Raw genomic sequence first — 13,652 nt, forward strand, 5'->3', positions numbered from 1 at the left:
CAGCTTCTTTGACCTCTATTTTCATTTTTTGAACTTGAAAATCAAAGATTCATACGTGAGGTTTTGGAGGCATTTTCGTACTCATATCAAAGAAGGAGGGTATCCTTTGAAAAAAACATCGATTAAGAGTAACTCAAGAGTGATGAAAAATAAAAGCTCTAGTACAAATGATAATTATAATAGTATTCATAAAATTAGAAAAAAAATTGAAGATATATTGTTAGAACGAGAAGAAAAAAAACTTTGGGATTTATAAGGTAAGTAGTTATATGAGAAAACCAGTAAGAAAGAAATCGATCAAAAAAACGCAGAAAAACAACTTCGAAGAACGATTTTCTATGATGGTAAAAGAATACCAAGAAGCTAAAGAAACGCTAGAATCTATGGAAGAAGGTTCAAAAGAATATATGGTTCAAAATAAGTTATGCGATAAATTATTTTCAAATGCTGAACGATACATTAATAAAAACTAACCATTTGAAATAGTTTCTTTTACTCTATATCAAATTTACCCAAACTTTTTCTAATAATAATTACGATCTATCTTACCTCATTTGGTATCGTGTCTTCAGTGTTACATTGTGTTGAACATAGAGTTGGCTTTGTTACTAATTTATAAAGAAGGGTTGTTGCCTCATCAGTGCAGGTTACTTAATCGGCGGGGTCTACCACGTTTGTCTTGCTTCCAGTTAGTTATTTAATAACCGGAGGTTAATGAGTGTAGTCGATCACAGAGTAGCTTCTTGATTGAGATCCATCAATTTAAATAACAAAGTCTTGCGATACTTACAATAATTAATAATGTGCTAATTTAACTAGTGCCGTTACTCACTTTTGTCTATTTTATGCTGACCTATGTAGTATCATCGTCTCTTTCATAGTCAGCATGGATAAGGTGCGAAATTTAGTTAACCATCAAAATAGGATTATATATGAGTAAGCTATCCAAACCGATACAAAAGCAGAAAAAACCTGTTCTTAATCCGAAAGGAAAAAGGGCTAAGGAACAAAAGAAGTGGGATAAGGAATGGTGATTGTGAGTTCAAGAAACCTTTCTGAACTTATAAATACGACACTCCTCATACATTCTGAAAAACTGAGTAACTTGGACAGAGATATGCTTTCAGGTTTACTCGATCAACTTAACCGTAAACAGGCTTTGACAGACAAACAAATTAAACTGTGTCAAAGGCTAATACGAAAAACTAATCAAGCCTGTGTATTTATTGATACATCTCAAACGAACTTTGATTGTTAGGCAATATCAGTTTTCAATGTTATCAAGCCAGCTTTCATCTAACGTTAATCGAGTTAGGACTTGATCCATTAAATCTTTGATTTCAATTTGGTCAGTCCCCTTTGGCGCATGATGCTCTGCCGAGCGTTTAGCGTTGGTTAGGTTTTTCATAAATATCGTTTCTTTATCTATCACGGTATGTTTCTCGTTGAAGTAAGTAACCAGGTAGGGTGGCATAGTGTTATTCCTTCTGTGGAGGAATGATGATATGAGGCTTTCAATATAGCATTTTTTCAGTGCTACTTCTTTGAGATAAGAAAAAGTGAGACTTTTCTAACATTTCTTATACTATCGGCTTAATAGCAACATAAAAAAGATGGCTAAATAGTTCTACTAATTATGGCAGTAGGTGACGAATATTTTCAAGGCAAGCGAGCACCTCTTGCTTATCATATGAAGTATCTGCTTTTTCACTTGTACTTTGTCTGACGACTAAATTGACGGGCAGCACCTCAGAGATTGTTCCCTCTGGTTTTTCCATTTGACTGAGCATTAATTTAACGGCTTTACGGCCCAACTTGTCGAAGTCTTGTTTGATCGTGGTTAAAGGCGGTGAAAAATATTGACTGTCCTGAATACCATCAAACCCAATGACAGAAACCGTCTTTGGCACATTGATGCCTGCTTCAGACAGAGCGCATAAAACACCGAGTGCCATTTGATCATTGGCGACTAGCACCGCATTAAAGTCTATACCTTTTAGAACAAGGTCTTTAATCGCTTTGTGGCCACTGGCTGCTTGCCAATCACCTTCATAACAAGCAACTTCTTTGGCTCCATGTTTTTGGAGTTGTGTTTGCCACGCGTCGTAACGAATTTTAGAGGCGGTCGATTCAGATGGGCCAGAAATACACACGAAGGAATCGCGTTTTTGTTCAATCAAATGTAATACCGCTAAGTTTGCTCCTGTATGATGATCACACCTAACATGATTGACAGGGGTCCCTTCAGGAACATCAATGAATACCAATGTTAGTTGACTGAACTGCTCAATCAGACACTGTGCGATGTCTTGATTTACGGGGGCGTTGATAATAATAGCATCGACTTGTTGTGCAATAAGCTCTCGAATCGCATCGCGAAATTCATCAATAGAGTTGTTTGCTAGCACGGTTAACGCTGTCCCGTAGCCCATCTCATGCGCTTGGTTACGAATTCCGTTGGCAATCAGAGCCACACCGTGCAGAGAGATATCCAAGGAAACAATACCGATGATCCGAGACTTAGCTCGACTCAGCATTTGTGCACCTTTGTTTGGTACATAGCCAAGCTTTTTTATCGCATCGTTGACGCGTTTTCGCGTTGCTTCCGCGACGTTATCTGCGCCATTGGTTACGCGGGATACGGTTTGAGTTGAGACCCCAGCTAACCGCGCAACATCTTTAAACGTGACTGCCACTGCATTCTCCTATCCAGATTTGCTATTCATTCTACCATATTCATTCAAATTTCCTCGTGATTAATGTCGTAAAAACATAAAAAAATGTTTCCGAAAACACAAGATCGACCACACAAAAAATACCTCTTTAACATGATTGGAGTCACATTTGTTAGGCTTTTTTGTCGTAATAAAGCTGAATGTGCGCATCATTATTTATAGATTAAATGTTTGCGAAAACAGAGAAGCAGAATGCAAAAATTTGTTCACTTAAAGTCTAAGAATCACAGCATGATCATTAAAGTGGATCGTGTTCCTGAAATCCTTCATTGGGGAGCGAAAATAGCTCAGATTGACCCTGATTTAATCCTCTCGACCGAGCGGCCTATTTCTCAGGCTCGTCTTGATGTCGACGTGCCGTTATCACTATGCCCAGAGCTTGGTAGTGGTCACTTTAATGCGCCTGGTATTGAAGGACACCGAAATGGCGATAATTGGGCGCCCGTGTTCATAACCCAATCTATTGAGCAAAATGATGGTAGTGCAACATTTATACTTCAAGACGACATCGCTGGGCTTGAGTTGGTCATTGAGCTGCACCTTGATTTCAATAGCGACGTGGTGCAAAAACGCATCTCAATAAAGAACATCGCGTCAAGCGAGTATTGTTTAGATAAGCTTTCTTCCACTTTACCATTACCTAATCATGCCAACGAATTAATGACATTTCACGGACGTTGGTGTCATGAATTTCAAACTCAACGCTTGCGCTTTGAACATGGTGGCTTTATGCAAGAAAACCGCCGTGGCCGAACCTCTCATGAAAATTTCCCTGGTCTGTTCGCTGGCACGAATGGCTTTGGCGAGCAATTGGGTCACGTATGGGGCTTTCATCTTGGTTGGAGTGGTAATCATCAACTGCGCGCTGATGTTCGTAGTGATGGTCGCCGCTTTGTTCAAGCCGGCGAGTTGTTACTCTCTGGTGAAAAGCGTTTAAAAAGTGGTGAGACATACCAGTCCCCGTGGCTTTACGCAACATACAGCAACTCGGGTTTGAACGGTATTTCACAACGATTCCATGAGTTTGTTCGCACCAATATTATCCAGTTTCCAAGCAGTAAACCCCGCCCGGTTCACTTAAACACATGGGAAGGTATCTATTTTGATCATAACCCTGAGTACATCATGCAGATGGCAACCGAAGCCGCTGAGATGGGGGTCGAGCGCTTCATTATTGATGATGGTTGGTTCGTTGGTCGTGATGGCGAACGTGCCGCGCTTGGTGACTGGTATTTGGATGAAACGAAGTACCCAAATGGTCTTGAACCAGTGATTGAGCACGTAAACAACAAAGGTATGGAATTTGGTCTTTGGGTTGAACCCGAGATGGTCAGCCAAGACTCAAATCTATATCGCCAACACCCCGATTGGGTGTTGAGTCTGCAAGGCTACCACCAGCCTTCAGGTCGTTGGCAATACGTGTTGGATTTGCAAAACAAAGATTGCTTCAACTACCTGTTTGATCGTTTGAATGACTTACTAACTCGCTACAACATTGGCTACCTAAAGTGGGATATGAACCGTGAACTGGTGCAGCCAGGTCATCAAGGTAAGCCAGCTGTACATGGTCAAACTAAAGCGCTTTATCGTCTGTTAGATGAACTTTATGCGGCACATCCTGAGGTCGAGATTGAGTCTTGTTCTTCAGGTGGTGGTCGTATTGATTTTGAAATCCTTAAACGCACTCATCGCTTCTGGGCTTCTGATTGTAACGATGCGCTAGAACGTCAAGCTATTCAGCGCGGTATGAGTTATTTCTTTCCGCCTGAAGTAATGGGTGCACACATTGGCCCTGCGGAATGTCATTCAACTAACCGTCGCCATGCCATCAATATGCGTGGAGTGACGGCGTTAAGTGGTCACATGGGCGTTGAACTCGATCCAGTAAAAGAGAGTGCTGAAGAAAAACAAGCCTTCGCCCATTATATTCAATTGCACAAACAGTATCGCGACTTGCTTCACTCTGGGCGTGCTTTCCGTATTGACCCAGCAGATCATAGCCAGAACATCTATGGTGTTGAAAACGGGAAAGAAATGCTGATTACGGTCTGCCAGTTGGCCATGCCAAATCACGCGCTACCATCTCCACTTCGGGTGAGTTGTGCGGATGAAAAGGCCAGTTACGAAATCAAGATTGTGGAAATGCCACAGACCAGTTTTCAATTGATGAAACAACGTCCGAAATGGCTAGACAAAACTCTGACTCTAAGTGGTGATAACTTAAAAGAAATTGGGGTGACACTCCCGATCCTCGATCCCGAATCAGCGCTTATTGTTCATCTTAAAAAACGTTAAACCTCTACCTGCCTCCTCTAGCGACCAGTTTCAACTTACGTTGTTCCTGATAAAACACTCCTATACTCGCTAGAGGGGCACCCTACAACCAACAAGCAAGTTGAATTGCTTAACTTGTTAAGGAAACAAAATGTCTATTACAGTATTACTTTCGTTTTTGCTGTTTACGGGCTTTGTTGTGGTGTTCACTTACAGCAAAGTTAAAAATGATAAACACACCTCTCAAGATGGTTTCTTCCTTGGAGGACGAAGTTTGACGGGCGGACTGATTGCCAGCTCGCTAATTCTTACCAATTTGAGTGCAACCAGTTTTGTCGGTATGAGTGCTCAAGCCTACACCCACAATATGAGTGTGATGGGGTGGGAAGTTGCCTCTGGCGTTACTCTGGTTGTCATTGCGCTGCTGCTTGTACCGCGTTACCTCAAGCAAGGTATCACCACCATTCCAGATTTCTTAGAAAGCCGTTATGACATGTCGGTGAAGAAGTTCGTTACTTTGTTGTTCTTGTGTCAATACGTCATCAACATTCTTCCTACTACTCTTTACGCTGGCGCAGTGGTACTAGGCGAAATCTTCGATGTACAAGGTTTATTGGGTATTTCTGAATTTAGCTCCATCGCACTGATCTCTGCCACGATAGGTTTGTTAGGTTTCTTTTACGCTATTTATGGTGGTCTAAAAGCTGTCGTTATTGCTGATACCTTCAATGGTGTAGGATTGATTCTTGGTGGCCTAATGATCCCTGTATTTGGCCTGATGGCATTAGGCGGCGGTAACTTTATAGAAGGTTTGGACGTGTTGCTCACTGCCGCACCAGAGAAGCTGCAATCCGTAGGTAAAGAAACGGATCCACTGCCATTTTCTACTCTGTTCACGGGCCTATTATTGGTGAACTTGTATTATTGGGGCACCGACCAATCCATCATTCAGCGTGCGCTTGGCGCAAAGAACCTGAAAGAAGGTCAAAAGGGTGTCATTCTCGCAGGTGCAATTAAGGTTATCTCTCCATTATTCCTTATCATTCCCGGCATCATTGCCTTCCACATGTTTGGCTCTGATGCAGGTAATCCCGACACAATGTATACGCGCTTAGTGAATGAAGTGTTACCCAAGCCTCTTGTTGGCTTCTTTGTTGCGGTTATGTTTGGTGCCATATTAAGTACGTTTAATGGTGTGTTAAACAGTTCTACGACACTATTTGCATTGAACGTTTATAAGCCATTATTTGGTAAAGATAAGTCCGATGAAGAGTTAGTCGGTAAGGGGCGCCTATTCGGAGTCATCATTGCCATTATCTCTGTTTGTATTGCACCGTTTATCCTATATGCACCAGAAGGTTTATTCCAATATTTACAAATGGTTGCTGGCTTTTTCAGTGTGCCTATCTTCACCATTGTGTTCGTTGGTTACATTTCAAAACGTGTACCAGCTATTGCAGCCAAAGTTGCACTAACGATTTTTGTGAGCTCCTATGCTGCGATGCAATTGATCTTTGACACCCCAATCCACTTCTTACATCAATTAGCGATTTTATTTGTAGTTTGTACTTTACTGATGTTTGCGATTGGTCATTTTATGCCACGTGATACGGATTATGTGATGCCAGTTAATGAAAGCATCGATGTGACGCCATGGTCTTTCCGCTTTGAGGCGTCCGCAGTCATTCTCTATATGGTGCTAGGTGCATATGTAATGTTTTCGGACGTAGGTTTTGTTTCAAACGACCCAACGGTCATGCAAGTGTATGGTTTTTGCGGTGTTATCTTAATGCTTGGTGTGACCTTTAACTATTTATTGAAACGTAGGAAAAGCAAACAGGTAACCAAGCTGAATGATATGTACATGCCGTAATCAAACCACACTAATTATTTAATCATTAAAAACGGACAGCAAGTAGATAGATCGGTATGCCCGAATATGCGCATGATGCGGGTATACCTGATCTAGAGATTTTTACGTTGAAAGGTGGAAAAGTATTTATGGCAGTTCTTGTCACAGGCGGAATGGGGTATATCGGTAGTCACACATGTGTGCAGATGATCAAAGCTGGTATGGAACCAATCATCGTAGACAACCTATGTAATTCCAAAATAGAGGTATTAAATCGTATAGAGGCACTAACAGGGCAGCAACCAGCTTTCTATCAAGGCGACATTCGAGATGAAGACTTTTTAGACTCAGTATTTAATAAACATGATATTCAAGCTGTGATTCATTTTGCAGGTCTAAAAGCCGTTGGCGAATCCGTTATAAAACCATTGGAGTATTACGATAATAACGTTAATGGTTCATTGGTGTTGGTGCACAGTATGCGCAAAGCGGGTGTAAAAAGCATTGTATTTAGCTCATCTGCAACGGTTTATGGTGATCCTAAGGTTGTGCCTATTACGGAAGAGTCACCAACAGGTGCAACCACTAACCCTTATGGTCGCAGTAAATACATGGTGGAAGAGTGTTTGAGTGACCTGTTTCAAGCTGAACAGGATTGGAGTGTGACTTTGTTACGTTACTTCAACCCCGTTGGTGCACACCCGTCGGGCACCATGGGCGAAGATCCACAGGGGATCCCAAACAATTTAATGCCGTTCATCGCTCAAGTCGCGGTTGGTCGTCGAGAAAAATTGTCGGTATTCGGTAGCGACTACTCCACACCGGATGGCACTGGTGTTCGTGACTACATCCACGTAATGGATTTGGCTGACGGCCATATCGCAGCCCTGAAATCGGTCGGCGAAAAGGCCGGCTTGCACGTGTACAACTTAGGCACGGGCAAAGGTTCGAGCGTACTTGAAATGGTCGAAGCGTTCTCAACGGCATGTGGTCATCCAATCCCTTACGAGCTTTGTCCTCGTCGCCCTGGAGACATTGCAGAATGTTGGGCCAGTACGGAAAAAGCACAAAGAGAGCTCGGTTGGAAAGCTACCCGCAGCATTGCTGAAATGACGGCAGATACGTGGAATTGGCAATCGAGTAATCCTGACGGGTATTAATGTACTCGAAACTTCTTTTAAACAAATTGATGAGTTTGGTGTGTGCCAAATCGAAGACAGACTAAAAAAGATGAGCAAGTAATATGTCAAATGTTGAATTCAATCCAATAGATCACCCACATCGCCGTTACAATCCATTAACCGGGCAGTGGGTTTTGGTCTCTCCTCATCGTGCTAAACGTCCTTGGAGTGGGGCTGATGAGAAACCAGAGATTAACGAACAACCAAGCTACGATGAGAAGTGCTTCCTTTGTCCAACTAATGCGCGTATTTCAGGGGATGTTAACCCAGATTACCAAGGTACATACGTATTCCAAAATGATTTTGCAGCATTGGTGGTGGACTCACCAGATGCACCTAAGTCAGATAATCCGCTATTCAAATCTCAGGGTGTGCGTGGTTTGAGCCGCGTCATCTGTTTCTCGCCTGATCACAGCAAAACCTTACCGGAATTGCCAGTTGATAAAATTCGCGGCGTGATTGATACATGGAATGATCAAATCGAAGAGTTAGGCAAAGACTACATTTGGGTTCAAGCATTCGAAAATAAAGGCGAAACCATGGGTTGTTCTCAGCCTCACCCACACGGTCAAATCTGGGCGAACAGCTTCTTACCAAACGAAATTGAGCGCAAAGAGCGCAACTTAAAAGCGTATTACCAAGAACATGGCAGCAACTTGCTGGTGGACTACGTGCAAGCTGAACTTAAAGACGGTTCACGTACAGTGGTTGAAACTGAATATTGGATTGCCGTTGTACCGTACTGGGCTGCATGGCCGTTCGAAACCATGCTTCTTCCGAAAGTACACATACGCCGCATGAGTGAGCTAACCGATGAACAACGTGATGACCTTGCAGTTGCTATCAAAAAGCTGACGAGTCGCTACGACAATTTATTCCAATGTTCTTTTCCTTACTCGATGGGTTGGCACTATGCACCATTCTTTGAAGAAGGCACCGATATCAACCATTGGCAATTACATGCGCTGTTCTACCCACCATTACTTCGTAGTGCCACGGTTCGCAAGTTCATGGTGGGTTATGAAATGCTCGCAGAAAATCAACGAGACCTAACAGCGGAGCAGGCTGCACAACGTTTACGCGATTTAAGTGATGTGCATTATAAAGAGTCATAAACTCTCGAGAACTATTGATAGCGAACAAAATGGGGAGTACCACCTTGCGATGAAACATGAGGCTCAAAGTACTTCCCCAACACCAAATTTATATCTTAAGAGAACGCCACCTATGTCTGATTTAATCCAAAATGTTGAAAGCTCTTTTGAAGAATTGCTGGGCTATGCACCGAGCCATATTATTCAAGCTCCTGGCCGTGTAAACCTCATTGGTGAGCATACTGACTACAACGATGGTTTTGTGCTGCCATGCGCAATCAATTACCAAACGATAGTCGCTGCTGCGAAACGTGAAGACACTCTAGTACGTGTGGTATCCGTGGATTATGGTAATGCAATTGATGAGTTCGATATCAGTCAAGAGATTGTATTCCAATCTAACCAAATGTGGGCGAACTATATTCGCGGGGTGGTCAAAAGTCTGCTTTCTCGCGGTTACCAATTTACTGGAGCGGATATTGCGGTTAGTGGTAATGTTCCGCAAGGAGCAGGTTTAAGCTCATCGGCTGCATTGGAAGTGGTGATAGGGCAAACGTTTAAAGTACTGTTTAATCTGGAAATCAGCCAAGCAGAAATAGCCCTAAATGGTCAGCAAGCAGAGAACGAATTCGTTGGCTGTAACTGCGGTATCATGGACCAAATGATTTCGGCAGAAGGTCGTGAAAACCACGCCATATTATTGGATTGTCGTAGTTTAGAAACCGAGGCGGTCCCGATGCCAGAGGACATCGCGGTTGTGATAATCAACTCGAACAAAAAACGTGGCTTGGTAGACAGCGAATACAACACGCGCCGTAAGCAGTGTGAAGAAGCGGCACGCACCTTTGGTGTGGCAGCGTTACGTGATGTTACCATTGAGCAGTTTGACGAAAAAGTGTCTGAGCTGGATGACATGGTTGCGAAGCGAGCTCGCCACGTGATCACAGAAAATGACCGCACTGTTAAAGCGGCGCAAGCACTTCGTGCGCACGACATAAAGCGTATGGGCGAACTCATGGCGGAGTCACATGCGTCAATGCGTGATGACTTTGAAATCACAGTTAAAGAAATCGATACTTTAGTTGAAATTGTGAAAGATACGATTGGTGACCAAGGTGGTGTGCGAATGACTGGCGGTGGTTTTGGTGGTTGTGTTGTTGCTCTGGTTCCTATGCATTTAGTCGAAAATCTAAAACTCGCCGTTAAAAATAAATACGAATCTGCAACTGGCCTTAAGGAGGATATATACGTCTGTAGAGCAACCGATGGCGCTGGAGTCCTTAAAGGAAAATAAGCTACAGGGCTGTTCATCTTATTTGTATGCTCGCTCAAAAGCATATGGAATATGCTGACATAGCAGAAAGGAGACGAGTCAAGTAACTGAAATTGGACTTAGCTGATTTTTTAGTTAGTCGTTTTTATTTTTACTCTGTTGTTTCTTAACCTTACATTTTCAAATGGCCTCAGGTGCTCCTAGAGGCCTTTTTTCTGAGCTTTAGGCTCGTATACTTTGATGCTCTCAAGGCTTTAATATCCATAAAAATAATCAATCCTAATGGATATCTCTTGACCAGATTTTGAAGATAGCCATATGAGGATATTTAATAACATAAAATTATAAAAGTATCTCATAGCCGAAGGTGTACCAATGTATAAGTCTTATGGCATCTCGAGTTATCTTTTAGCATAACAACAATAAGACTTGATCTTAACGCCTTTGTGACCAGGACTGAAGGCTGTTGCGGTATTGACACAGGAGCGATGTAACCGCTTGGTTTTATCCTTGGTGATGGACTCTTTTATGGCGGTTAAACTCACGGCTTATTTTCTTGCCCTATGAACTAAATAGGACTGCGTCTACTTATTTCCTTTCCCAACTCATTACAGAGTGGTGCGTTGTGCTGATGGCGGAAACTCATACGTAGTCTTTGTCATTAAGACATCTGCACAGCAATTCTTCTACTCATATGAATTTTCTTCATATTAAGAGTGAGAAAATATAACTTTCACTTACATCATATTGTGATTGAATTGCCATATGGATTTTAGCAGTATGGAAGTCTAAATGATGAATCTTACAATATTGGATGGGGGCATGGGGCGCGAGCTAAAACGCATAGGCGCACCGTTTTCTCAACCTCACTGGAGTGCCCAAGCACTTATCGAATCCCCACAACATGTTACGCAAGCGCATCAGGGTTTTATTGATGCAGGAGCACAAATCATTACCGTCAACAGCTATGCCTGTGTTCCGTTTCATCTAGGTGAAGATTTGTATGCCGAGCAGGGACGCGAGCTGGCAGAGAAAGCCGCGAAAATTGCTCGTGATGTCGTGACCGTGTCACAAAAAGAAGTGCTTGTTGCCGGAGCGATACCTCCTGCCTTTGGTTCTTATAGACCTGATTTATTTGAAGAAAAGCGTGCTTACGACATCAATGTGACTCTATTTGAAGCGCAAGAGCCACATGTAGACATTTGGTTGGCGGAAACCGTTGCAAGCCTTGGTGAAGCGCGAGTGATCAGCAAAGTTCTGTCTAAAAGCGACAAGCCAGTTTACATCTCGTTCACGTTAGAAGATGAAGTCAGCGAAGTCTCGCATCTGCGCTCTGGTGAGCTTGTCACTGACGCCGTTGAGGCGCTTCTTGATACTAATGCGACCGGTATTTTTTTCAATTGCTCAATTCCTGAAGTGATTGAACAAGCGATCAAAGATGTGAATCAAGTGCTGAGACGAACAGGGAAAACGTTAACTATTGGTGTCTACGCAAACAGCTTTGCACCAATTAAAGCGAATCACCAAGCGAATGAGTCATACCAAGGGCTTAGAAACTTCTCTCCAGCAGAATATCTAGAATACGCTAAAAAGTGGTATCGTTTAGGGGCGAGTATCATTGGTGGCTGTTGTGGCATTGAGCCTAGTCATATTGAAGAACTCACAGCATGGAGAGACAGCCTTGAAGAATCTTAATCTCGGACTCACCATTCCTGCGATTGGCACTGTCCTGCTCATTTTACTTGTCTCTTCGATGTTCCCTGAGCAGTCTCAAGCTATGGCGAACAACGCAATGACGTTTGTGACTGATTGGTTTGGCTGGTTGGTGCAAATCTGCAGTCTTACTCTTGTTGGCTTTCTACTGTGGTTAGCGTTTTCCAAGTACGGTGACATTCGATTAGGGGAAGGAAAGCCTGAGTATTCGAACTTCTCTTTTGGCGGTATGATCTTTACGGCTGGTGTTGGTGCATCGCTCATTTATTGGGGGATTGGAGAACCGATGTACTACCTGCAATCTCCACCGCTATTTGCCGAAGCGAACAGCTACACTGCAGCGGCGTGGTCAGTCACTTATTCAATGTTCCACTGGGGAATTACAGGGTGGGCGATCTACTGTTTCCCTGCGATTCCTTTTGCTTACGCTTTCTATGTACAAAAACGCCGTACATTGAAGCTCTCCACACTGTGTGAACCCGTATTGGGTAAGAATCCAATCGTGGGCAAATGCGTCGACCTTTTGGCCATCTTCGGAACACTCGCGGCCTTTGCTAGTTCATTAGCGTTAACCGTTACTCTGCTTAGTACAGGAGCAGCAGAGTTATTTGGGATAGATAATAATTTGTTGCTTCAAGGCTGCATCATTTTCTTGTTCGTATTGGTTTTATTCGCAGTGACGCTGGTGGGCTTCAACAAAGGCATCAGTAATGTATCCGATTTCACGGTCATCACTGCGATTATCTTTGCCTTATTTGTGCTGTTTTCATCAAACGCACAATTTGTGCTGAACAACGTGACGGATTCACTCGGTGTCATGCTCGATAGTTTCTTCCGCATGTCTCTTTGGACAGACCCGGTGCAAAAGAGTGGTTTCCCTCAAGCATGGACTCAATATTATTGGTTCTGGTACTACGCGTACCTAATCATGATGGGGTTGTTTATTACGCGCATATCGAGAGGCCGCACTATCCGTGAAGTCATCTTGTATACCATCTCTATGGGCGCTCTGGGATGCGCATTCTTTATCTCAATCTTTGGGGGCTATGCGGTTTGGGCGCAGTTATTAGGTGGTTATCCCGTTCAAGAGTGGATGAGCAATGGTGGATTGACGTTTGCCGTCGTCTCGTTGATCAAAACCTTGCCAGCGAACAATGTGGTTCTTGCGGTCTTTTTGGTGATTCAGTTCTTCTTGATGTTGACTACGATGTCGAGCGCTAGCGTGGCCACCTCGATGCTGACTACGAATCAGCTGTCCCTAAACGGAGACCCAGATAACAAGGTCAAATTGATGTGGGCAGGGGCGATCGCACTTATCAGCTTTAGCGTATTCCTCACGGGTGGTGGTATCAATACCATTAAATCCTTGTGCGTGGTCGCGGGACTACCGATGATGTTTATCTACGGAATTTTGGTTAAACAACTCATGATGGAACTGAAAGGTAAGGCAGCTTCGCAAGCAGAGTCGGAAGCCTCTGTGGAAGCACAAGAACTGATTGCTTAACCTTAAATAACAAACCCTCTTCATGT

Annotated in this window: 10 protein-coding genes; 8 read left to right on the forward strand and 2 right to left on the reverse strand. The window is 43.2% G+C overall.

What is annotated here, in order from left to right; genetic code table 11:
• Positions 1–269 precede the first annotated feature (269 nt).
• Positions 270–473, forward strand: coding sequence for a hypothetical protein (locus J4N43_RS24110; protein ID WP_054579159.1), 204 nt, complete (start codon positions 270–272; stop codon positions 471–473).
• A gap of 791 nt (positions 474–1,264) precedes the next feature.
• On the opposite strand, the gene J4N43_RS24115 is transcribed toward J4N43_RS24110, so the two are convergent.
• Together J4N43_RS24115 and J4N43_RS24120 are read right to left on the reverse strand one after the other, a co-directional pair.
• Positions 1,265–1,474 carry a hypothetical protein gene (locus tag J4N43_RS24115; RefSeq protein WP_017634146.1) on the reverse strand — a complete coding sequence of 70 codons (210 nt, stop codon included), beginning with the start codon at positions 1,472–1,474 and terminating at the stop codon, positions 1,265–1,267.
• A gap of 160 nt (positions 1,475–1,634) precedes the next feature.
• Entirely contained in the window at positions 1,635–2,696 is a 1,062-nt protein-coding gene (locus J4N43_RS24120; protein WP_252094235.1) for a LacI family DNA-binding transcriptional regulator, read from the reverse strand.
• Positions 2,697–2,927: 231 nt separating this feature from the next.
• Between J4N43_RS24120 and J4N43_RS24125 the strand changes: the two genes are divergently transcribed.
• The 7 genes from J4N43_RS24125 to J4N43_RS24155 all read left to right on the forward strand — a co-directional run bounded on the left by J4N43_RS24125 (position 2,928) and on the right by J4N43_RS24155 (position 13,626).
• Positions 2,928–5,030, forward strand: coding sequence for an alpha-galactosidase (locus J4N43_RS24125; RefSeq protein WP_252094236.1), 2,103 nt, complete (start codon positions 2,928–2,930; stop codon positions 5,028–5,030).
• Between the two features lie 130 nt (positions 5,031–5,160).
• Positions 5,161–6,882 (forward strand): solute:sodium symporter family transporter, encoded by a 1,722-nt coding sequence (locus tag J4N43_RS24130; protein ID WP_017634143.1) that lies wholly within the window; start codon positions 5,161–5,163, stop codon positions 6,880–6,882.
• A gap of 128 nt (positions 6,883–7,010) precedes the next feature.
• Positions 7,011–8,021 carry a UDP-glucose 4-epimerase GalE gene (galE, locus tag J4N43_RS24135; protein WP_053307373.1) on the forward strand — a complete coding sequence of 337 codons (1,011 nt, stop codon included), beginning with the start codon at positions 7,011–7,013 and terminating at the stop codon, positions 8,019–8,021.
• 83 nt (positions 8,022–8,104) lie between these two features.
• Positions 8,105–9,157 (forward strand): UDP-glucose--hexose-1-phosphate uridylyltransferase, encoded by a 1,053-nt coding sequence (locus J4N43_RS24140; RefSeq protein WP_017634141.1) that lies wholly within the window; start codon positions 8,105–8,107, stop codon positions 9,155–9,157.
• A gap of 112 nt (positions 9,158–9,269) precedes the next feature.
• Positions 9,270–10,430, forward strand: coding sequence for a galactokinase (gene galK / locus J4N43_RS24145; RefSeq protein WP_017634140.1), 1,161 nt, complete (start codon positions 9,270–9,272; stop codon positions 10,428–10,430).
• A gap of 771 nt (positions 10,431–11,201) precedes the next feature.
• A complete protein-coding gene (locus J4N43_RS24150) occupies positions 11,202–12,104 on the forward strand; it encodes a homocysteine S-methyltransferase family protein (RefSeq protein WP_252094207.1) in 903 nt (300 codons plus the stop codon).
• A complete protein-coding gene (locus tag J4N43_RS24155; RefSeq protein ID WP_252094208.1) occupies positions 12,091–13,626 on the forward strand; it encodes a BCCT family transporter in 1,536 nt (511 codons plus the stop codon). Before J4N43_RS24150 ends, J4N43_RS24155 begins: the two co-directional genes overlap by 14 nt.
• Positions 13,627–13,652: the final 26 nt, after the last annotated feature.

This window comes from Vibrio sp. SCSIO 43009 (assembly GCF_023716525.1).
GTDB classification, from domain to species: domain Bacteria; phylum Pseudomonadota; class Gammaproteobacteria; order Enterobacterales; family Vibrionaceae; genus Vibrio; species Vibrio alginolyticus.

Excerpts from the sequence above, each read along its gene's own strand:
- J4N43_RS24110 (WP_054579159.1), top strand. The coding sequence starts at position 270 with ATGAGAAAACCAGTAAGAAAGAAATCGATCAAAAAAACGCAGAAAAAC.
- J4N43_RS24115 (WP_017634146.1), bottom strand. The coding sequence starts at position 1,474 with ATGCCACCCTACCTGGTTACTTACTTCAACGAGAAACATACCGTGATA.
- J4N43_RS24125 (WP_252094236.1), top strand. The coding sequence starts at position 2,928 with ATGCAAAAATTTGTTCACTTAAAGTCTAAGAATCACAGCATGATCATT.
- J4N43_RS24130 (WP_017634143.1), top strand. The coding sequence starts at position 5,161 with ATGTCTATTACAGTATTACTTTCGTTTTTGCTGTTTACGGGCTTTGTT.
- galE (WP_053307373.1), top strand. The coding sequence starts at position 7,011 with ATGGCAGTTCTTGTCACAGGCGGAATGGGGTATATCGGTAGTCACACA.
- J4N43_RS24140 (WP_017634141.1), top strand. The coding sequence starts at position 8,105 with ATGTCAAATGTTGAATTCAATCCAATAGATCACCCACATCGCCGTTAC.
- galK (WP_017634140.1), top strand. The coding sequence starts at position 9,270 with ATGTCTGATTTAATCCAAAATGTTGAAAGCTCTTTTGAAGAATTGCTG.
- J4N43_RS24150 (WP_252094207.1), top strand. The coding sequence starts at position 11,202 with ATGATGAATCTTACAATATTGGATGGGGGCATGGGGCGCGAGCTAAAA.